Origin of the sequence: Pseudohalioglobus sediminis (assembly GCF_008370495.1) — a bacterium.
GTDB lineage: Bacteria > Pseudomonadota > Gammaproteobacteria > Pseudomonadales > Halieaceae > Halioglobus.
In genome coordinates this window covers 17,025-38,813 of the sequence record NZ_VTUX01000002.1, presented here as the reverse complement: position 1 = coordinate 38,813, position 21,789 = coordinate 17,025, and the positions used below count along the sequence as shown (strand labels likewise).

Genomic DNA, 21,789 nt, shown 5'->3' with positions numbered 1-21,789 from the left:
CAGGCATGGACCTCACAGCCCTCAGCGCAATATCCCCCATTGATGGCCGATACGGCAGCAAAACTGCGCCACTGCGCGACGTGTTCAGTGAATACGGGCTGATCAAGCGCCGCGTCCAGGTGGAAGTTCGCTGGTTGCAGTGCCTGGCCAATCATCCCGGCATTCCCGAGGTGCCTGCGTTCTCGCCCTCCGCCAATGCCGAACTCGAAGCCATTCTCGATAACTTTGCCGAGGTCGATGCCCGCCGCATCAAGGATATCGAAGCGACAACCAACCACGATGTAAAAGCCGTGGAATACTTTCTCAAGGAGCGTTTTGCCGGCCAGGAGGAACTCGAGTCCGTGGCTGAGTTCGTGCACTTTGCGTGCACCTCGGAAGACATCAACAACCTGTCCCACGCACTGATGCTGCGCGATGGCATCCACGGGGTGCTGTTGCCGCAAATGCAAAACGTCATCAATGCGCTGGCAGACCTGGCCCGTGATGCCGCCGCCGTGCCCATGCTCTCGCGGACGCATGGCCAGACCGCCAGCCCGACCACGATGGGCAAGGAGATCGCCAACGTGGTGGCGCGCCTACAGCGCCAACTGGCTGAGGTGGAAAGAGTCCCCTACCTGGGCAAGATCAACGGCGCGGTAGGTAACTACAACGCGCATTTCTCCGCCTACCCCGACGTGGACTGGCAGGCCAACGCCGAGGCGTTCGTCACCTCGCTGGGCCTGAGCTGGAACCCCTATACCACACAGATTGAGCCGCACGACTACATGGCCGAACTGTTCGATGCGATCGCCCGCTTCAACACGGTGCTGATCGACTTCGATCGCGATGTCTGGGGCTATATCTCCCTGGGCTATTTCAAGCAGCGGACCATCGCCGGCGAAGTGGGCTCGTCGACCATGCCGCACAAGGTCAACCCCATCGATTTCGAAAACTCCGAAGGCAACCTTGGTCTAGCCAATGCCCTGTTCCAGCACCTGGCGGCAAAGCTGCCAGTCAGCCGCTGGCAGCGCGACCTGACCGACTCTACCGTACTGCGCAATATGGGGGTTGGCGCGGGTTACAGCCTGATCGCCTACCAGGCCAGCCTGAAGGGGATCAGCAAACTGCAGCTCAATGAACAGCGCCTGGCGGAAGATCTCGACAACAGCTGGGAAGTGCTGGCTGAGCCGATCCAGACGGTGATGCGCCGCTACGGTATCGACAAGCCCTATGAAAAGCTCAAGGAACTGACGCGCGGCCAGGACATGAGCAAGGAAGTCATCCAGGACTTTGTCAACCGACTGGACATCCCCGAACATGCCCGCGAAGCCCTGCTGGCCCTGACTCCCGCCAACTATATTGGCAACGCGGTCAGCCAGGCCGAGAAAATAGCCTAGTTCCCATGTCTACGGGCCAGGAACTACACCTCGATCGGGAACAATTCCTGGCCCGGTACTGGCAACAGAAACCGCTGCTGGTGCGCCAGGCGGTACCCGGCTTCAAACCCCCGATTTCCAGCCATGAACTCGCAGGACTGGCGTTTGAAGACGCGGTCGAGTCGCGCATCATAGAACACCGCGACGGCCACTGGCACCTCGAGCACGGCCCCTTCAACAACGCGGATTACCAGCGCAGTGCGCCCTGGACCCTGCTGGTGCAGGCCGTAGATCACTACGTGGACGAAGTGGCCGCACTGCGGCGCCTGGTGGATTTCCTGCCCCAGTGGCGAGTGGATGACGTGATGGTCAGCTACGCTGTCGACGGCGGCAGCGTGGGTCCGCATTACGACAACTACGACGTATTCCTGCTGCAGGGGGAAGGCCGGCGACGCTGGCGGACCGGGCAATTCTGCAACGCTGACACACCCCTGCTGGACCATGAGTCCCTGCGCCTGCTGGCCCTGTTTGAAAGCGAAGAGGAATACCTGCTCGAGACCGGCGACATGTTGTACCTGCCGCCTGGTGTAGCGCACTGGGGTATTGCCGAGGGCGAGTGTACGACATTCTCTATAGGCTTTCGTGCCCCGCGCATCAACGACATGGTCTCGCGCTTTGCCGACGCCCTGCTGGCCTCTATGGAACCCGACCAGTTTTATCATGACGCCAGGATCGAGCCGAGCACCCGCGCCGGGGAAATACGCACCAGAGACCTGCAGCGCGTGCGCGCCCAACTCGAGGCGGCACTGGACCAGGCTGGCGAGGACAACTGGTTCGGCGAACTGGTAACGGAGCCGCGCTATGAACAGTTGCCGGACGACGATGATCTCGCCGAGGCCAGGGCTCTGCTACATCACAAGGGCGAGTCAGTCACCGTGTCGCCGGCCGCGAAGCTGGCATGGCAGCATACCGAGCAGGATGTTCTGGTGTTTGCCAACGGCGACAGCAGGCGTTTTTCTGCCCGGCAGATCGATCTGCTGACCACGCTGTGTGGCGACCGGGCCCTCACCGGGCCGGAACTGCAGGCGTCACTGGAGGATGCCGAGTCCGCGAGCCTGCTGGATTACCTGCTGGAAACGGGGTGCATTTATGTCCGCTGAAGAGTTTGTGCGCGAGCTGGCCTACCCGCATCCATTCGATGACTACGCGGTGTCACTGTGTGAGGGCGCCTCACGCTACGTCTGCATTCTCAGCCCCGATCTCGATCACGCCGCGTTCGACAATACCGCGCTGGCAGATGCCCTCAGCAAACTAGCGCGAGGTGGGCGCCAATCGGAAGTGCGGATACTGGTTGCCCGCAGCACCGGCATCGTCAGCCGCGGTCACCGGCTGCTCAGCCTTGCCAGGCGCATACCCAGCTCCATACACCTGCGTGTGCTGCAGGAACACCCCGACTGGAACGGCGAGACACTGGTCATCCGTGATCGTGATGGCGTGCTGTACAAGCCGGGCGGATCTGAGCGTGACGGGTTCTACGAACCAGACTCGCGCGCCTCAACGCAACGCCATCTCGAGCTTTTCGAGGAGCTGTGGCGGCACAGCGAACAGGACCCGAACCTGCGCACTCTGAGTATCTAGCGCCTAGGGCCACTCTTCGCGCAGCAGCCCGAAGAGCTGCAAATCACAGTCCTGCTGCCACTGTCGCAAGCAGCCCTCTGAGCTGAAACCAAGGCGCTGCAGCAGCCGCGCGGAGGCCACGTTTCGCGTGTCTACCCTGGCCTCAATGCGTCGCAGGGCCAGGCGGGAAAAGGCGAAATCGAGTAGCCCGTGCACCGCTTCCCCGCCGAGTTTGCGGCCCCAATAGGCCTGCCCGAGTACATACCCTACTTCGGCCCGGCGCGCGGGTTCGTCGTAGGCGAACAGGGTACAGCTGCCAATCAACTCGCCATTCTGGCGCAGGCCTATGACAAACTGGATCCCGGTACCACTGTCCATGCGCTCACTGGTACGCTGCCACCATTTCTCGGCATCTTCGAAAGATTGCCAGGTTTCATAGGGCAGGAAACGGTTTACCGCGTCCACCGAATGCACCGGGTACAGGGCGGCCAGGTCTGACTGGTCAATCTTGCGCATGAACAATCTGTCTGTGAGCAGCACATCCTGCGGGTAGCTCAGCATGGGATTACTGCTGGCTGGTGATATACGCGAGAATGCTGACCACCTGCTCGACATCGCTTGCCCATGCCAGGGCGGCGGCATCTACTTCCTTGAGCGGGTGAATAAGCGCCTCGTCGTGCAGGGTAATGTAGGGCTTGCCCAGCGCAGCGCACTGGCCGGCGTCGAAGGCGGCGTTCCACTGTTTATACTTGTCGCCAAAACGCACAATAGCGATATCACAACGACCGATCAGGGTGCTGGTGCGTATGGCGTTGACCTTTGCCGACTTGTGATCACGCCAGAAGTTATCCTGCTCCGGCCCCAGCACGTCACCTGCTGCGTCGCTGGCCTCGTGATCCGTGACGGCGGAACTGAAGCTCACATCCAGCGCGCGCTCGCTGCAACCTTGCTTGATCTGCTCGCGCCAGTCCGTATGAATCTCGCCGGACAGGTAAATGTTCCAGGTCATGTTCGGTACCTCCAGGTGTTAACCCATAATTTGATTAGCCCTTACTGAATCCGGGCACGCTACGCCATGCTCACCTTATTCGCCCCTGGCGCTCAGTCCGGCAGCATAACGCCGATTTCATTGCCCTCGTAAACCAGTGGCCAGACCCGAAGTGCCCGGCAATGCTCAACCTGCTGTAGCGGCGTACCGTCCTGCAGCGAGAAGCGATAATTGTGGCGTGGGCAACGCATGACGCCATCGGCTATTTCACCCTCACTGAGGGGGTGACCGCGATGCGGGCAGGCCGCCTCCAGCAGATGCACGCTACCTTCCCTCTGGACCAGCAGTAACTGTAGCGCGTCTATCTTGAACTGGCGCGTGTATCCGTCCTCGAGGTTCATCATTTTCTCAAGCGGGTAGAAGCGCATAAACGGCTGACTCCGGACGCTAACGGCAATGCCGGATTATCGACTCGGCAAACTGTTCCATCAATCTCTTCTTCTCGTCCAGCGAGGAACGCGCGCCAAGGGCAAACTTGAATGGATACGAGACGCCGGCGGTCATGCCGGCCGCCTCAAGGCGCTTGAAGGTATCCACATCGGGTGGCGTGGTCAGGCCTACTATGGTCTCAAAGGGTTGGTCCTGGCGCTGGTATTCGGCACGGTATTGCGCAATTTCCTGCAGCACCGCCGGCACCTCTTCCGGCGCGCTGCCGGCACCCAGCCAGCCATCGTTGCGCGCTGCACGCCGCAGGGCCGCCTTGTTGCCACCGCCCACAAGCACAGGAACCTGGCGCCCGGGAGCCGGCGAGACCTGTAATGCCGGAAAATCATAGTATTCGCCCTGGTGCTCCACCCAACCCCCCTGCCACAATTTGCGCAGGATGGTGATCATCTCGTCCATACGCTTACCGCGCTGGCGAAAGGGGACACCGTAAATATCGAACTCATCCTCCATCCAGCCCGCGCCCACGCCAAACAGGAAACGACCGTCACTGAATAAATCCAGGGACCCGGTAGCCCTGGCTACCTCAAATACGTTGCGCAAAGGCAGCACGTACACAGAAACACTGAACTTCAGGGTGGAGGTCGCGGCGGAGAGTGCGCCCAGGGTTACCCAGCAGTCCGGGTACGGGTCTTCGGGAGCCATTGGCGGCAGCCCATCTGTCGAGTAAGGGTAGCGGGCGGTGACCTGCTGCGGGTAGACGCCATGGTCGCCGAGAAAGACGCCTTCGAAGCCAACTTCCTCGGCAAACTTCGCTGCCTCCAGCAGTTGCTCCGGCTCAATCCACGTCAAGGCCTGCCAAAACTTCATCACTGCTCTCCCGGCACATCCGGTGCCTGATCCAGCCTGCCCGCCCGCATGGGGCTAAGGCAGACAGCGGCTACAACAATGCAATAATTTCCCTGGCCGCAGTGTAAGCGGTTTTACGGTCTGCCTCGACCTCCTGTTCCAACACCGGCAAAAGTTGTTTCACCTCCGCGCTGCGGCTCAGCTTCAACAACAGCATCTCGTTGATGAGCTGGTGCAGCCAGTCCCGGTTTTGCTGGGCACGCTTCTGGTAAAACCCGCCCTCATCCAGAGCGCGAAAGTAATACTCTACGACCATGCCCCAGATCGCGTCGATATTGATCTGTTTGAGAGCGCTGCAGGTCATCACTCGCGGCGTCCAGAAACTGGTATGTCGCAGCAGGTTCATGGCACTGGTATATTGCTGGCGCGCCAGCTGTGCCAGATTCTCGCTGTCACCATCGGCCTTGTTGATGACCAGCGCATCGGCGAGCTCCATAATCCCCTTCTTGATGCCCTGCAGTTCGTCGCCGCCACCGGGCAGCATCAGCACCATGAAAAAATCGACCATGCCCGCGACCTGGTATTCGCTCTGCCCCACGCCAACAGTCTCTACAAGGATGACGTCGTAGCCGGCCGCCTCGCACAGCAGCATGGTTTCGCGGGTTTTCTGTGCTACGCCGCCGAGGGCGCCTTCAGAGGGTGAGGGGCGGATAAACGCCTCCTCACGGCGGGACAGTTCTTCCATGCGGGTCTTGTCACCCAGGATAGAGCCACCTGCGATAGGCGAGCTTGGGTCGACCGCCAGAACAGCCACGCGTTTGCCCTGCTCGATGAGATAGAGCCCGAAGGCTTCGATAAAGGTGGACTTGCCGACGCCGGGCACCCCGGTTATGCCCACGCGGATGCTGTTGCCGCTGTGTGGGAGGACCTGTTCGAGAACGTCCTGGGCCTGTTCGCGGTGCGTATCCAGCTTGCTTTCCACCAGGGTGATCGCCTTGGCCAATGCGCGGCGGTTACCGGCGAGTAGCTTATCGAGGTCGATGTTGTTCATTGCGATCCAGTATACCTGAGCGTCGGAGATGGCACGTGATGCTCGCCAGGCGTGCCCCGCGCCGCGAAAGAATTCGCTCTATTACCCCTGCGCCGAGTTAACGGCATCAAGCACCTCTCGCGCACAAACCGGAATCGGTGTCCCTGGCCCAAAAATACATTTCACCCCGGCCTCGTAAAGGAAGTCGTAATCCTGACGCGGAATCACGCCGCCAGCGATGACCACAATATCGTCCGCGCCCTGCTTCCTCAGTTCCTCAACAAGCTCCGGGACCAAGGTCTTGTGACCCGCAGCAAGAGACGAAGCCCCCACCACGTGCACGTCATTCTCGATCGCCTGTCGTGCCACTTCTTCAGGGGTGGAGAACATCGGGGACAGGTCGATATCGAAGCCGACATCGGCGAAAGCTGTGGCAACAACCTTGGCGCCGCGATCGTGGCCGTCCTGGCCCATTTTGCATACCAGCATGCGCGGCCTGCGCCCGTGCTGATCAACGAACGCGTCGATATCCTTGCTGATCGCCTGCCAGTCGTCGTCTTCCTGGAAGGCGCTGCCATAGACGCCGGACACGGTTTGCGCCTGGGCGTTGAAGCGGCCGAACTCACGCTCCATGGCGAAGGAAATCTCCCCGACCGTGGCGCGGCGACGGGTGGCCTCCACGGCCAGCGCCAGCAGGTTGCCGTCTCCGGACACCGCCGCCTGATAAATGTCCTCGAGAATCGCCTCTACCGCAGCCTCGTCGCGAGACTCCCTGACTTTGGCGAGCCGTGCCAGCTGTGCCTCGCGCACGGCATTGTTGTCGATCTCCAGCACATCGACGTCGTCTTCCTGGTCCTGTACATATTTGTTGACGCCCACTATGACGTCGTCGCCGCGATCAATACGCGCCTGCTTACGAGCCGCTGCCTCTTCGATGCGCAGCTTGGGCATACCGGTTTCGATCGCCTTGGCCATACCGCCGGCCTCCTCGATCTCCTCGATCAGTTCCCAGGCCTTGTCCGCAATATCCTGGGTCAGGCTCTCCATCATGTAGGAGCCACCCCAGGGATCCACCACATTGGTGATGCCGGTTTCTTCCTGGATGATCAACTGGGTGTTACGGGCAATACGTGCGGAGAACTCGGTGGGCAGCGCGATCGCTTCATCCAGCGCATTGGTGTGCAGCGACTGGGTGCCGCCGAAGACCGCCGCCATGGCCTCGATGGTCGTGCGCACCACGTTGTTATAGGGATCCTGCTCGGTAAGCGACCAGCCGGATGTCTGGCAGTGGGTACGCAGCATGGAGCTCTTGGGATTTTGCGGGTTGAATTGCCCCACGATCCGCGCCCACAACAGGCGCGCGGCGCGCATCTTGGCGATCTCCATATAGAAGTTCATGCCGATGCCCCAGAAGAAGGACAGGCGCGGAGCAAACTGATCGATATCCAGGCCCGCAGCCAGTGCCGTGCGGATGTATTCCTTGCCGTCCGCCAGCGTGTACGCCAGTTCCAGCGCGGCATTGGCCCCGGCTTCCTGGATGTGATACCCGGAAATGGAAATGGTGTTGAAGCGCGGCATGTTTTCCGAGCAATAGGCGATGATATCGCCAATGATTTTCATGCTCGGTGCGGGCGGGTAAATGTAGGTATTGCGCACCATGAATTCTTTCAGGATGTCATTCTGGATAGTGCCGGCGAGGTCGGCCTGACTAACGCCCTGCTCTTCAGCTGCGACGATATAGCCCGCCAGCACCGGGAGCACGGCGCCGTTCATGGTCATGGATACGGATACCTTGTCCAACGGGATATCATCGAACAGGATTTTCATGTCCTCGACGGAGTCGATCGCCACACCGGCTTTACCGACATCTCCTGACACGCGCGGATGATCCGAGTCGTAACCGCGATGCGTGGCCAGGTCAAAGGCGACGGAAACGCCCTGCCCGCCGGCTGCGAGGGCCTTGCGATAGAAGGCGTTGGACTCCTCCGCCGTGGAGAAACCGGCGTACTGGCGGATTGTCCAGGGTCTACCGGCATACATGGTGGCCTGTGGGCCGCGTATGTAGGGCGACATGCCAGGCATGGTATCGGCGAAATCCAGCTGCTCGGTGTCGGCGGCTGTGTACAGCGGCTTTACGTCAATATCTTCTGGCGTATGCCAGGTCAGGTCCTCGAGCGGCTTGCCGCGCAATTGCTTGCTCGCCAGTTCAGCCCAGGCTTGCGGTGTCGCTTTCGCTTTGTCGTAGATATTGTCGCTCATACTGTTGTCCCGCTGTTCTGTTGGTCGCTACCGGATGTAATGGTTACCCGTTTCAGTGCCCGTCGGCAGGCTGATTGATCTCGATCAGCACGCCGTCGCAACTCTTTGGATGAATGAAAATCACCTTTGAGCCGTGCGCGCCCGGGGTGGGAGCGTCTGCGAGGAACTGGTATCCCTTGGCCTTGAGTCGCTCAACGTCTTCCTCGATGTTATCGGAGCGGAAGCAGATGTGGTGCAAGCCACCACCCTTCTTCTCCAGGTAACCCGCTATGGGGCCTTCACCGTTCAAAGGATGCACCAGTTCAATACTGGTGGGGGGTACCGGGAAAAAAGCCGTCGAGGTTTTGGCAGCCGGCACGTCCTCGGTACCTTCAAAGTTAAGACCGAAGTCCTCCATAAAGCGCTTGATAGCCTTGTCGAAGTCAGGCACTGCAATCGCAATGTGGTCCAGGGCTGTGATCATGGTGTGTCTCCCTAAATCAATTGTTCGAGGAATACGCTGGTGGAGGCGCGCCGGCGCGCCGCGATCTCTTCCGGGGACTCCACCTCGATCTTCTCGTCAGGCGTGATCTTGAACAGCGGCTGCCCCTTGCTGATGATGACACCGTCGGTATCGATGAGGACCTGGTCTACGGTGCCGGCGAAGGGCGCATACACCTTGTTGAACATTTTCATCACTTCCACGATGTAGAGCGGGTCGCCGGCCTCGAAGTGATCACCTTCCTGGATGTAAAGCTCTGCTTCCGGCGTTTCGCGGCCATAAAACATACCGCCGCTCTCAGCCAGTATCTCATCGCTCTTGGCCACCGGCGGGGGTACCAGGACCTTGGCCATGGCATCCTGGAGGTTCTCGTCCAGGAGGCGTTCGGGTATGTGAATGGTCAGGTCGTCGTTGACGCTCAACTCGTAGAACCCGGTGTACTCGGCGATGCTGGGCAGGACACCGAGCAGTTCTGTGCCGGCCTGGTAACCGGCGTGCGCGGCACGAATCTGCGCCCACAGTGCGTCATCGATACCCTCTGGCGCGGCCTCGGCCTCCAGCGCCGTCTGCAGCTCGATCCAGTCCTCTGCATCCAGGCGGTTGTTGAGCTCGGCGTAAAAATCCAGCGCCTGCTGCAATATCTCGTTATCGTGATCCCAGATCATACTGGCCGCGGGGTCACCGGGGGCGTAATCCATATTGAGGAAATGGTAGGTGTCAGCAAGCAGTTCGATGGGGTTCTCGTTCCAGCTGATCTTGCCATCTATCATGGTGTAGCTGTCGTGATTGATGCTCAGCCAACCGCTAAGGATATGCGGTTCGTGCAGCAGTATTTCCAGTGGCCGCAGCAACAGTGTCTGCTTCTGCTCCAGGGCCTGCTTCTGCGCCCTGGCGGCGTCACCTTCCAGCCCGGCGAGCGCGGATGCACAGATTTGTGACCAGGCATAGCCCAGGTCCATGTTATTGCCCTGCTGTTTCAACTGCCCCACGGCCGTGAGGTAGGGCACGATAAAGCGCGTTGTCGGGCGGGCGTTGATGTTCTGCCCGATAAACCAGTTAACCAGCCCGTAGTGGAATTCCAGATTGGTCGCCAGGTCCTTGCCGCGCATCGTTGTCTGGCGAATCACTTCCGCCATGCGCTCATAGGTATCCAGCCGCGTATCGCCCACGGTCAACAACAGGGCGATATTGGAATCGTAAGCCCCCGCCAGCGTGTACTTCATAAACACGTCGGTGTCGGGATTGTGCAGGCTGATGCCCTGGTCATCGCGAATTTCACCGTCGATTGCGTCTGACCAGTACTCTATGACACCACCGGCACTGGGTTGCAGCGCCTGGTTGGTGGCGTTGAGACGGGCCTCGACAGAATCGTTGTGACGCACACGGCGGGTCGGTTTGGGCAGCTTGGGTCCGTGTGCTGCCAGCAACACCATCAGTTCTACCAGCGATTCAACCTCGAAGCTTTCGTTCGGGTTATCGGGATTGGCAAAGTGCAGTGCGTAGCACAGCTCGGTAACCCGGTGCTCTACCTGGATGCGGGTATTCATTTCCATGAAGAAATGCTTGTCTCGATCCACGATACACTCAAAGGTCGACACCGAATCCAGGCCCACAGCCTCACCAAAGCGGGCCGCTTCATCCTCCATGGCTTCCAGTGTCTCCAGGTCCTGTCTCAGCACCTGCGCTTCTTTGGCCTTACCAGCAGCCTCAGCCTGTTCGATCGCCGCCTGCAGTGACTCCACCGTGACCGATACTTCCAGAAGTTTTTGCTCATGCATCTGCAGGGAGCAGTCGCGACCGCCCATGGACATGCTCCAGACACCGTTACCAATGGCCTGGATCTCCTGGTGACGCGTGGTCTCGATGTTCAGTTCCACCAGCACGTTTTTGTTATCGCCGACGCCGGTAGTCTTCACTTCGTTGAGAATCTCGCGAACCATTTCCGGGGTGCGCGCTGACTGGCCGATGGGCAGGATGCGCTGGCCTTTACCGCCACCGCCGGAAATCGCCTTGAGCCTGATGCGGTTTTCCGGGTAGTCCGCCGCCATTTTCTCAACAGCCTCGGTCAGCGTTTCACACAGCTCATCCACGGTGTAGAGGTCTATGCCTTTCACATAGGACGCCGCCAGCACCATGTCGGCCTTATCGGCCAGTTCAATCGTCGAATCATCCAGCGCGGCCGCATCAACATCCAGCCCCTCGCTCGCCACCAGTGCTTTCAGCGCGGCCACGTCGGGGTGTTTCTTCAGCAGGGTCAAAGCGGTGCCATTGTCGATACCGGGAGTGACCGATACGCCCGCTTTCAACGCGGTGCGTTTGGCCTCGTCCTTGAGTCCCGCATCGTGCACTGTCCGCGAGCAGGGGCCGATGAACTTCAGGCCGGCCTTTTCCATGGCTGCGACCATGGTTTCGTCCTCGGCCATAAAACCGTAGCCGGCGAAGATCGAGTTGTAATCATTCTCGCGGGCAATATTGATGATCTGCTTGATGCGCTGGTCGCGCTCTTCCTTATTGGCGCCGGTATAGTCCGGCACGCGGTGGACGCGGTCAGGGTCAGTCAAGGAGCGCAGCTCCGGTGCCAGCGCGTTCTTGTAGACGATGGAATCCTTTTCAGAGAGCAGAATGCCAAACGTGTCGATGCCCATCTCGGCGAAGACATCCATCGCCTCCTTGCGGATGGGGCCGCGGCAGATGATAAGCGGGCGCATATGTGTGCAGTCAAACTGCTTGACCCAGTCGTTGTGACGACGGCCCAGGCGGCGATCACGGTGGATCAGGGGGTTACTCAAATAGTGTTCGTTGGACACGTGTAAATCCTCTCGTGGGCCGTGCTTAGTGGAATTCGCGCTGTACAGACTGCAGCGGTGTGGGCTCGTAGTGACGCAGACAGAAGTCCATATGTTCCGCCAGCACATGACGCAGGTCAGAGGGCATCACGATCTGCGAGATCGATCCGAGACTGAGTGCCTCGTCAGGATTCATCAACTCCTGCTCGTAGCGTTGCGCGAGTAATATCTCTTCGCCCTTGACCCAGTCGCCCACCAGTTGCTCGGCGGCAGCGGCTGCGGCGGCATCGTCGAGACCGGCGGCTTTCTGCGCCGCGGTTTCGTCAGCAATGCGCTGCTTTACGGAGCTGCGAATCTTTTTCAGTTCATCCTTGTATACATACTCGACACCGGCTGGGCCCATCACCGCAACCCGAGTGGTGGGTAGCGCGACGACAAAGTCGGCACCTGTTGGGTAGTTGTTATACGAGGCGTAGGCGCCGCCGAAAGCGTTACGCACCAGTACCAGGAACCGCGGGGTACGCAGGTCGACGATGGCGTCGAGCATGGCCCGCCCCGCCTGCACGATGCCCCGGCTCTCCTGTTCCTTGCCGGGCAGGAAGCCGGTAGTGTCCTCGAGGAATATCATGGGCACGTTGTACAGGTTGCAGAAACGGATAAAGCGCGCATTCTTGTATGCGGCATCGATATCGATCTGCCCCGAGGCCACCGAGGAATTGTTGGCAACGAAGCCAACCACATTGCCGCCCATACGGCCCAGGGCAGTGATGGTATTCCGTGCGCGCTCCGGCTGGATTTCAATAAAGTCACCGTGATCGCACAGCTGCTGGATCAGGATGCTGATATCAAAGGGGGTATTGAATCCGGTGGGAGAGTTGAACGCCTTCTTCAACAGGATATCGATATCCCAGGTCTTGCGGGTTACCGGGTCTGAAGAGGGTTGGTGTGGCGGCAACTCACCGTTGTGACTGGGCAGGTAGGCCAGCAAGGCACGTACCTTGCGCAGTGCCGCTTCTTCATCGGGCACCACAAAGTCGGTGACGCCGCTCTGGCTGTGCACGCCCGGGCCGCCGAGTTCATCCGGCGTGACATCCTCACCCAGCACCGACTTGACCACGCCGGGCCCGGTGAGCCCGAAAAAGGTCTCATTGGGCTGAATCAGGAACGAGCCCTGGCGCGGCAGGTAGGAACCACCGCCGGCGTTAAACCCGAACATGCACATGATGCTCGGCACCACGCCGGAAATCTTGCGCAGCGCTGTGAAGGCATCGGCATACCCGTCAAGCCCGCCAACGCCGGCGGGGATGTAGGCACCGGCTGAATCGTTCAGGCCCACCACGGGTATACGACGCTTGGCTGCCAGTTCGAACAGTCGCGCCAGCTTGTCGCCATTGGTGGCATCCATGGAGCCGGCACGCACCGTGAAATCATGGCCGTAAATTGCCACATCGCGACCATTCACCTTAATAAGTGCCGTTACCAGTGAAGCACCGTCCAGGTTGGGTCCCCAGTTCTGGTACAACACTGTGGGAGCAGCGTCCGCCAGGCACTGGATACGCTCCCAGATAGTCATGCGGTGCTTCTGGTGCTGGCGCTGGATATTCTTCACACCGCCAGCCAGGTAGGGGCGCTGCTGCAGCTCCCACCCGTGCTTCATTGCGTGTTCGTAAAGGCCGGGGGCGGAGTCCACCTGGCCCGGCACACGGAATTCCTGCTCATTCTTTTCAGCGAACGGATTCTCCAGACTTGCGATCAGGTCATTGCTGTTTGGTGTTGTCATATTCCTTGATCCAGTAAAAGGCCTTGCGGGCCGGGGAGAACTTGCTCGGCCTTCTGTGAGGCACAGTGGCAAGATGGGACAAACAGGCGTACCGGGGTTTCCAGTTTCGCCCGAAAAACGGCGTCCTACATTAATTGTCGGGGTCTGCAAAGTCAATCGCACGACTGCCGTAACGCCATGTTTTCACTGCAAATACTCGCGCGTTCAACGCCGTTGGGCGCATTAGTTTACAATACTGACTCCGCCTGCATATTTTTTGCGGCGAGTAATCAGTGTCAACATATGTCAGCGCCACAACAGGCAACGCAAGCATGCACCAGACCGTCTCCCTGGAGGAGTTGAATTATCGCCCCGACAGCTGTGAATTGTTCGAGGCGCTGCGCGATATACCGGGCGCGGCGTTACTGGATTCCAGCTATCCGCTCAGTCAAGCCGGTCGCTACGACATCCTCTGCGCCCAGCCGGTGCCCGCACCCGCGAACCCACCGCCCGGCGCCGACGCCCCGGCCTGGCACGACTACTTTTCGGAACTCGGCCGCTTTCATCGCGAGCGTTACGGCAAGGTCCAGCCCGCGGCTGAAGATATCCCGTTCTGCGGGGGCCTGCTCGGCGTGCTCGGTTACGACTCGGGTAATGCGCTGCATAAAGTACAGGCGACGTCGGCGCCCACCACCCACTCGGGGATAAACCTGTCAGCCTATGATTGGGCCGTGATCCAGGACCACCTGTTACAACGCGCGGTGCTGGTGGCCCAGCCACAGGTGTCGGCAGCGGTACGCAGGGATATACGCCTGCGTTTGCAGGCCGTGCCAAGGGAGGTCAACACCGGGTTCCGCCTGCGCCAGCGCTTCCGTTCCAACCTCACAGAGGCAGAGTACCGCCACGCTTTCGAGAGAATCCAGGCCTATATCCAGGCTGGCGATTGCTACCAGGTCAACCTCGCGCAGCGGTTCAGTGCCGGCTTCGAGGGTGACCCCTGGTGTGCCTACCGTGTGTTGCGCAGCATCGCTGCGGCGCCATTTTCCGCATTCCTGCAGCACGGCACAGATTCGGCCCTGCTTTGCCTGTCACCCGAACGCTTCCTGCGGCTACACGGACACCGCGTACAAACATCCCCGATCAAGGGCACGCGCCCGCGACATCGCGACGCCGCTGCCGACCAGTTGGCAGCAGATGCGCTGCGCGCATCGCACAAGGATCGTGCGGAAAACCTGATGATTGTTGACCTGCTGCGCAATGACCTGGGTCGCAACTGTATTCCGGGGAGCATTCACGTGGATGCGTTATTCGAGGTGCAGAGCTTCCCGACGGTGCATCACCTGGTGAGCAATATCACCGGGGAACTGCGCGCTGATCGCGGCGCCTACGATTTATTGCGCGACAGTTTCCCGGGCGGGTCCATTACCGGCGCACCCAAGCGCAGGGCCATGGAAATCATTGCCGAGCTTGAGCCGCACGCGCGGGAAGCCTACTGCGGCAGCGTGGTCTATGTCAGCGCGGACGGCCGCATGGATAGCAATATCGCTATTCGCAGCCTGCTGTGCCACGAAGGCGAAATTCGCTGCTGGGGGGGCGGCGGTATCGTTGCTGACTCGCAATGGCGCCACGAATACCAGGAAACCTTCGACAAGGTGGGCAGGTTCCTGGCAGCGCTGGAATCCATGAGCTGAATGGGTCGCACCAGCCCACCTGTGGTATTGCGGATAAGACAGCGCCGGGTTGGCAGCGGCGTAATGCCCGGATCCTAGATAGCCAGGTCCCGTACCGAGGCATCGACAAACGCCTGCTTGAGTTCTGCCAGGGTTTTCACGGAACGAAACTGCGGAAACTCATCGATCACATTTTGCGGGGCGTGAATGAGAATGCCGACATCCGCCTCTCCCAGCATGGTGGTGTCGTTATAGGAGTCACCCGCGGCAATCACGCGATAGTTCAGGCTGTGCAGCGCCATGACCGAAGCCCGCTTGGGATCTTCCTGGCGCAGCTTGTAGTCCACTACCCTGCCCTCATCGTCCGTTACCAGGCGATGACAGAACAGGGTCGGCCAGCCCAACTGGCGCATCAGTGGCTGGGAAAACTCGTAGAAGGTGTCAGAGAGAATGATGACCTGGAAGCGCTCGCGCAACCAGTTCACGAAATCGATGGCGCCGGGCAATGGTTCCAGCGTGGCAATCACTTCCTGGATATCGTCGATCTTCAGTCCGTGCTGGTCGAGAATGCCGAGGCGCTGCTTCATCAACACGTTGTAATCGGGAATGTCCCTGGTGGTGGCACGTAATTCATCGATACCGGTCTTCTCGGCAAAAGCAATCCAGATCTCCGGGACCAATACACCTTCCAGGTCAAGACAGGCAAGTTCCACGTTTTCATCTCCTGCGGGGCAAAATCAGCGCAACAATCTAAGGCGTTGGCGGGACAGGCACAAGTGCCACGGGGAAATATTCAGTATACGGGGAGCTCGAGGTGCTGAAACAGCCGCTCCAGCTCCGCCTTGCTGTGACATTTGAATGCCTGGTCGACGACTTCGCGCGTAAGATGGGGCGCGAAATCCTCGATAAACTCGTACATATAACCGCGCAGGAAAGTGCCGCGGCTGCAGCCTATACGGGTAACACTGCTGGCAAACAGGTGGCTGGCATCCAGCGCCACCAGGTCCGGATCGATTTCGGGATCGTGTGCCATGCCCGCGACAATCCCGATACCGAGACCGAGGCGCACATAGGTCTTGATCACATCCGCATCCGCGGCGGTAAATACCACGCGCGGGGTCAGCCCTTTCTCGGTGAATGCCTCGTCCAGTTTGGAGCGCCCGGTGAAGCCGAATACGTAGGTGACAATCGGGTGCGCCGCCACATCTTCCAGGCTGAGCTGCGACACCTGGCAGAGCGGGTGGTCCCTGGGCACCAGAATACAGCGGTTCCAGCGATAACAGGGCATCATCACCAGGTCCGAAAACAGCTCCAGTGCTTCCGTGGCAATAGCGAAATCCACGGTACCGTCGGCCGCCATTTCCGAAATCTGCATCGGCGTGCCCTGGTGCATGTGCAGCGACACTTCCGGGTAGCGCTCGATAAATGCAGCAATGGTTGCCGGCAAGGCATAGCGGGCCTGGGTGTGGGTGGTGGCGATGGAAAGTGTGCCCTTCTTCTCGTTGGAGTATTCCTGGGCCACCTGCTTGATGCTTTCGACCTTGCGCAACACCTCGCCAGCGGCCTCCAGGATCGCTTCGCCAGCGGGGGTTACATGGGTCAGGTGCTTGCCACTGCGCGCAAACACCTCAACGCCGAGTTCGTCCTCGAGCAAGCGGATTTGTTTGCTGATGCCCGGTTGCGAGGTAAACAGGCTCTGGGCCGTTGCGGAAACATTCAGGTCGTGGTGGGCAACCTCCCAGATATAGCGCAACTGTTGCAGCTTCATCCCTTCCTCCGCAGTGAGCCCGTTGATAGCAGGGCTTATGAAGAATAGCCATTAACCCGGCATTTTGCCAAATTAAAATGGAATAACCCGCGCCACCGCAAATGCGCTCCTGCGCGGGGTGTCAGGCGCCCGTGCCGGCCCGCGGATTGCGGCAGCGTGAGCTTACTGGCTGGGGCGCTGCAGGTACTGGAAGGCGCTGCCTAAAACGCTCTCGAGAGCCGCAATCAACTGTTATTGGCCACGCCATGGGGCACGTGGCCGGTGGCAATGTGGGGGCTGGCTGAGGCGCAGTGTGTCTGCTGGTCATCGAAGAAGACATCGGCCTGGTATGCGCGCAGGAACTCCGTCTTGTCCAGGCCACCCAGGAATATGGACTCGTCTATACGGATATTCCACGCCCGTAATGTGCGAATCACACGTTCGTGTGCAGGCGCAGACCGGGCGGTCACCAGCGCCGTGCGAATGGGCGCCTCGGATGCGGGAAAGGCCTGCTGCAACCGATGCAACGCGGAGAGAAAAGGTTTGAACGGGCCGCCGGCAAGCGGCTGGCGGGCTGCGGCTTTCTCGCTGGCGGTGAACGCCTCCAGTCCCTCACTCTTGTAAACGCGCTCGGCCTCATCAGAAAACAGCACAGCATCCCCGTCGAAAGCAAAGCGCAGCTGTTCATTGCCGGTTTCCTGCCGCGCGCCGGATATCAGCGTGGCCGCTGCGACACCGCAGTCCAGCGCGTTGCGCACGTCGTCCGCTTCACTGGAGAGGAACAGCTTGCAGCCAAATGCGTTGATATAACGCCAGGGGCTTTCGCCGCCACAGAATGCGGCGCGGTTGATAGCCAGGTCATAGTGTTCGATCGAATTGAATACGCGCAGGCCCGTATCGGCACTATTGCGCGATAGCAGTACCACCTCGACCTGCTGCTCCGGGCCCAGCAAGTCGTTGAGCCGCAGCAACTTGTGCACCAGCGGAAACGCTTCCCCCGGCTCCAGAGGCTGGTCCTCATGGGCTATCTGGTACTCGGAATAGGCGTCCAGGCCCTGGCTGCGAAATACCTGGTGGCTGTCGTCGAGGTTGAAGAGCGCGCGCGAGGAAATGGCTATGACCAGTTTGTCGTCGAGTGTTTCAGGCATGGCTACAGCATACCCAGTTGCGCAACTGGCGGCCAGCGCATCAGCTGACCTTGAGCATGCCGCGCTGCTCCAGTTCCAGCAGTAACAACTGCTGCACCAGGAACTCCCGTGTTGTACCGGGATGATCCAGGTGCACCCGCTCGAGGAAAGGCCGCGCGGCCTCTTCGTCAGCGCGGTGCAGCAGCGCCTTGAAGGCGCTGGAAAGGAAGTGCGTCGGCTCTTCACTGAGGGATTTGATATGCCGCAAGCTGGCTCCCAGGGCCTGTTCTTCCGGCGTCAGTTCGGTACCGAAAGGGTATTCCGGCAGCACGGCAGCACGCATTTGCGGCCGCAGTATTGCCTCGAGCTTCTCGGGGGTGTTGTTACGCGCCGCCGCTGGTATGTCGTAGTCCTGCGGCACCTTGCCGTGTTCCCTGGCGAACTTGAGCAATTCCGGCTGGAAACGGGAATCCGCGATATTGATCATGCGCTTGATGACCTCGCAGTCGGATTGCCCGCGCAAGTCAGCCACGCCATATTCCGTCACGATGAAGTCGCGCAGGTGCTTGGGAATAGTGGTGTAGCCATAGAAGGGTACGATATTGGAACGCAACGCCTTGCCCTCCCCCCGTGTGGCGCGGATACACAGCACCGAACGCGCACCCGGCAGGTCGTGGGCCATGGCGACGAAATTATATTGCCCGCCCACGCCACTGATGACGGTGCCATCCTCAAGCGCGTCGGAAGCGACGGCGCCATTGAGCGCGGCGAGCATGCCGGTGTTAATGAAGCGGGCATGGCGGCGCTGGGCGCAATAGAGCGGATAGTCGAGCAGCAACTGGTTGGTTCGCCGCACACCGGTCATGCAGATTCTTTCATGCTCATCGGGACCGAGGTCACGGAGCTTCTGGTAGAAATCGCGAGGCCCCAGGAAAAAGCCGCCATGCAGCACGCGGCCATGACGCAGGTGCTTACCCACACAGGCTTCAAGCAAGGTAGCGCGGGTACCCGGATCGTCCAGGTCATTGGCCAGCACATCCCCGGCAAAGTGCAAGGCGTCATCGCGCAGCGTTAGCGTGTCGGGGACGATCCCCCAGTACTGCGATGTCGCCAGGGAGGTCTGGTCCAGAGTGCGCGGCAAAATTCCGTGCTCGCGAGCGAAGCCCCAGAGCTGGGAATCGATGCGCTCACTGATCGCACCGCTGTTGAGACCCTGCTGCAGGGCCAGGTTGTCGTACACCCGGCGCTTGACCACGCCCTGCTCAAGCAGGTGCATCATGCCGTTTACGAACATTTCCGTAGACACATAGAGGCCCTGCTCAAACACTCCGGTATCGCGCTGGTCGCTCAATGGCTCATGGCTGAGATCATCGAGCAGTCGACGGTAGATTGCATTGTCCTGCTGGCGCAGTATGCAGGCATGGGCAACGGCGTCACCCAGTGAGCCGATGCCGATCTGGAGGGTGCCCCCGTCCACGATCAGGCTGCTGGCATGCAGGGCCGCCGCATAGTCCCGCAATGGTACCGCGGCATTCGGCACTGCGAACAAGGTACGATCGTATTCGGTGTTGTGTACGATGCAATCGAAGCACTCGCTGCCGACCTCGGCATCGTGCTCCATAAACGGCAGATCGCTGTGCACCTGGGCGACGAAGGCAAAGGGCCGGTCAAGCTGTTGCAGGGTCTCCAGCATTTCCAGGGAGACATCCGGGTTACAGGAGAAGCTGAGACGCAGTGCGTCGTCACTGCCCCGCGCTGCCACCATTTGCGCCATGACGTTGACACCGGCTGCCAGCATATCGCGACATATGTGCGTGTAATTACTGGAGATATAGTTCTGCTGGGCGCGCTGGTTGTTCTTCATCGAGCCCGCCTTGAAATACAGCTCCGAGAGCTGGATGTTCGGCGGCAACTGGTCGCGCTTGAACGGCTCCAGAAAGGCCAGTTCCTCGTAGTCACCGAACATACGCTGCAGGATCGGCCCGGCCAGGCCCTCCTCAATCGAGCTTTGTGGCCTGGGCACTTCCAGGCACAGCGCGGTATAGATGTGCAGTGAAAGCGAGGGATCCGCTGCCACCCGGTGATACAGTGCGTTGATCAACTGCACCGGCTTGCCCAGCCCGAGCGGCGCGCCGAGTTTTATGTCCGGGCCAACGCTGTCGATAATGTGATCTACACAGGCCTCGACGCTGGAAACTACGTTACTCACTGCTTTGTCCTCGTGGAATTCCTGTTACTGGCGGCAACGGCCAGACGTGAACATCGTGACTGCTCCCGGCTTGCACCGGTATCAATGGCCGATGTCCCGGTTCTCAAAATACTCCCGCGTCAGCTTGAATACCAGTGGCCCCAGTAACAGCAGCGCCACAAGGTTGGGAATCGCCATAAACGCGTTGAGCGTGTCCGCGATGAGCCATATCAGGTCCAGCTGCACCAGCGTGCCGACAGGGATAGCCAGTACCCACAGCACACGGAAAGGCAGGATACCGCGGGCGCCTACCAGGAACACGACACAGCGCTCCCCGTAAAAAGACCAGCCAATCATGGTAGTGAAAGCAAACAGGCACAAACCGAGGGTGACGATATATTCCCCACCCGGGAAAGCATTGGCAAACGCCATTGAAGTCAGGCTGGCGCCGCTTACGCCACTAGGTAATACATCCATAATCACAATCACCAGGCCGGTCATGGTGCAAACGATAAGCGTATCGATAAAAGTACCCAGCATGGCAATCATGCCCTGCTGAACCGGTTGGTTGGTCCTGGCCGCAGCGTGGGCGATGGGGGCACTGCCCAATCCCGCTTCATTGGAAAATATTCCCCTCGCCACGCCGAATCGCAACGCCGCCCATACCGTGGCGCCGGCAAAACCGCCAGCAGCGGCAGAGCCGTTGAGTGCGCTGTCGACAATGGTAACCAGGGCGGCTGGCACCTGCTCGATATTGAGCGCGATAACGATCACGCTGAGCAGGATGTAGCCCAGGGCCATGGCCGGCACCAGCAGACTGGCCACACTGGCAATGCGCTTGATACCTCCCAGTACCACAGCACCTACCATCACCATCAACACCAGGCCCGTAGCGACCGGCGGAACACTGAACGCATCGTTCAGGACCTGGGATACAGAATTGGATTGCACCGTATTGGCAAGGCCGAACCCGGCCAGAGAGCCGAACAGGGCGAACGCGTAAGCCAGCCAGTGCCAGCGCTTGTGCAAGCCGTTGCGGATATAGTACATCGGGCCACCACTGTAGTTGCCCTGCTCATCCTGCTCGCGAAAGGTGACCGCGCAGACGGCTTCAGCATACTTGGTTGCCATGCCAACCAGCGCGGTGATCCACATCCAGAACAGCGCGCCGGGGCCACCTAGCGCCACAGCAGTCGCTACCCCGGCGATATTGCCGGTGCCTATGGTGGCTGAAAGCGAGGTCATCAACGCACTAAAGGGAGAAATATCTCCTTTGCCCTTGCCCTCGTGCCCCTGCAGCAGCAGGCGCAGCGCGACAGGTATCTTCTTCAGGGTCATGAAACGCAAGCCGATGCTCAGGTACAGGCCCGTACCGAGCAGCAACACCAGCATCACCGGGCCCCAGGCCCAGCTGTTAACCGTTTGGATTATTTCTGTCATGTCTACACCCGTTTGTTATTGCTATCGTGGCGCCGGGGTCCTGCCCTTG

18 protein-coding genes are annotated in these 21,789 nt (G+C 59.9%); 4 read left to right on the top strand and 14 right to left on the bottom strand.

Annotated elements, in window-relative coordinates:
* The first annotated feature begins 5 nt into the window (after window positions 1-5).
* Genes purB through F0M18_RS04190 form a run of 3 tightly spaced genes read left to right on the top strand, consistent with a single transcriptional unit; the run spans window position 6 to window position 2,993 of the window.
* Window positions 6-1,376, top strand: coding sequence for an adenylosuccinate lyase (gene purB / locus F0M18_RS04200; protein WP_149610166.1), 1,371 nt, complete (start codon window positions 6-8; stop codon window positions 1,374-1,376).
* Between the two features lie 5 nt (window positions 1,377-1,381).
* The gene (locus tag F0M18_RS04195; protein ID WP_149610165.1) at window positions 1,382-2,515 is read left to right on the top strand and encodes a cupin domain-containing protein; all 1,134 of its coding nucleotides are present in this window, start codon (window positions 1,382-1,384) and stop codon (window positions 2,513-2,515) included.
* The gene (locus tag F0M18_RS04190; protein ID WP_149610164.1) at window positions 2,505-2,993 is read left to right on the top strand and encodes a DUF7931 domain-containing protein; all 489 of its coding nucleotides are present in this window, start codon (window positions 2,505-2,507) and stop codon (window positions 2,991-2,993) included. Before F0M18_RS04195 ends, F0M18_RS04190 begins: the two co-directional genes overlap by 11 nt.
* A 3-nt stretch (window positions 2,994-2,996) precedes the next feature.
* Here F0M18_RS04190 and F0M18_RS04185 read toward each other — a convergent pair whose 3' ends face one another.
* The 9 genes from F0M18_RS04185 to F0M18_RS04145 form a co-directional block, all read right to left on the bottom strand.
* Window positions 2,997-3,533: a GNAT family N-acetyltransferase gene (locus tag F0M18_RS04185; protein ID WP_188109588.1), complete on the bottom strand. Its 537-nt coding sequence runs from the start codon at window positions 3,531-3,533 to the stop codon at window positions 2,997-2,999.
* A 4-nt stretch (window positions 3,534-3,537) separates the two neighbouring features.
* Window positions 3,538-3,981, bottom strand: coding sequence for a YtoQ family protein (locus F0M18_RS04180; RefSeq protein WP_149610162.1), 444 nt, complete (start codon window positions 3,979-3,981; stop codon window positions 3,538-3,540).
* Window positions 3,982-4,073: 92 nt separating this feature from the next.
* Window positions 4,074-4,388, bottom strand: a complete 315-nt coding sequence (locus F0M18_RS04175; protein WP_149610161.1) for a Rieske (2Fe-2S) protein — start codon at window positions 4,386-4,388, stop codon at window positions 4,074-4,076.
* A gap of 19 nt (window positions 4,389-4,407) precedes the next feature.
* A complete protein-coding gene (locus F0M18_RS04170) occupies window positions 4,408-5,274 on the bottom strand; it encodes a TIGR03619 family F420-dependent LLM class oxidoreductase (protein ID WP_149610160.1) in 867 nt (288 codons plus the stop codon).
* 70 nt (window positions 5,275-5,344) lie between these two features.
* Window positions 5,345-6,304, bottom strand: coding sequence for a methylmalonyl Co-A mutase-associated GTPase MeaB (gene meaB / locus F0M18_RS04165; protein WP_149610159.1), 960 nt, complete (start codon window positions 6,302-6,304; stop codon window positions 5,345-5,347).
* Window positions 6,305-6,385: 81 nt separating this feature from the next.
* Window positions 6,386-8,542: a methylmalonyl-CoA mutase gene (gene scpA / locus F0M18_RS04160; protein ID WP_149610158.1), complete on the bottom strand. Its 2,157-nt coding sequence runs from the start codon at window positions 8,540-8,542 to the stop codon at window positions 6,386-6,388.
* A gap of 52 nt (window positions 8,543-8,594) precedes the next feature.
* Window positions 8,595-9,005 carry a methylmalonyl-CoA epimerase gene (mce, locus tag F0M18_RS04155; protein ID WP_149610157.1) on the bottom strand — a complete coding sequence of 137 codons (411 nt, stop codon included), beginning with the start codon at window positions 9,003-9,005 and terminating at the stop codon, window positions 8,595-8,597.
* A gap of 11 nt (window positions 9,006-9,016) precedes the next feature.
* Window positions 9,017-11,830 carry an ATP-binding protein gene (locus F0M18_RS04150; protein WP_149610156.1) on the bottom strand — a complete coding sequence of 938 codons (2,814 nt, stop codon included), beginning with the start codon at window positions 11,828-11,830 and terminating at the stop codon, window positions 9,017-9,019.
* 25 nt (window positions 11,831-11,855) lie between these two features.
* Window positions 11,856-13,589 carry an acyl-CoA carboxylase subunit beta gene (locus tag F0M18_RS04145; protein ID WP_149610155.1) on the bottom strand — a complete coding sequence of 578 codons (1,734 nt, stop codon included), beginning with the start codon at window positions 13,587-13,589 and terminating at the stop codon, window positions 11,856-11,858.
* Window positions 13,590-13,900: 311 nt separating this feature from the next.
* On the opposite strand from F0M18_RS04145, the gene pabB reads away from it, so the two are divergent.
* Window positions 13,901-15,259 (top strand): aminodeoxychorismate synthase component I, encoded by a 1,359-nt coding sequence (gene pabB / locus F0M18_RS04140; RefSeq protein ID WP_149610154.1) that lies wholly within the window; start codon window positions 13,901-13,903, stop codon window positions 15,257-15,259.
* Window positions 15,260-15,333: 74 nt separating this feature from the next.
* Here the strand turns inward: pabB and thrH are convergent, their stop codons facing one another.
* From thrH to F0M18_RS04115, 5 genes are all read right to left on the bottom strand, one after another.
* Window positions 15,334-15,951: a bifunctional phosphoserine phosphatase/homoserine phosphotransferase ThrH gene (thrH, locus tag F0M18_RS04135; RefSeq protein WP_149610153.1), complete on the bottom strand. Its 618-nt coding sequence runs from the start codon at window positions 15,949-15,951 to the stop codon at window positions 15,334-15,336.
* A gap of 80 nt (window positions 15,952-16,031) precedes the next feature.
* Entirely contained in the window at window positions 16,032-17,006 is a 975-nt protein-coding gene (cysB, locus tag F0M18_RS04130) for an HTH-type transcriptional regulator CysB (protein ID WP_149610152.1), read from the bottom strand.
* A 224-nt stretch (window positions 17,007-17,230) separates the two neighbouring features.
* Window positions 17,231-18,133 (bottom strand): 5'-nucleotidase, encoded by a 903-nt coding sequence (locus F0M18_RS04125; RefSeq protein ID WP_149610151.1) that lies wholly within the window; start codon window positions 18,131-18,133, stop codon window positions 17,231-17,233.
* Window positions 18,134-18,173: 40 nt separating this feature from the next.
* Window positions 18,174-20,321, bottom strand: coding sequence for an acetyl-CoA hydrolase/transferase C-terminal domain-containing protein (locus F0M18_RS04120; RefSeq protein WP_149610150.1), 2,148 nt, complete (start codon window positions 20,319-20,321; stop codon window positions 18,174-18,176).
* An 81-nt stretch (window positions 20,322-20,402) separates the two neighbouring features.
* Window positions 20,403-21,740 (bottom strand): alanine/glycine:cation symporter family protein, encoded by a 1,338-nt coding sequence (locus F0M18_RS04115; protein WP_149610149.1) that lies wholly within the window; start codon window positions 21,738-21,740, stop codon window positions 20,403-20,405.
* Window positions 21,741-21,789 lie beyond the last annotated feature (49 nt).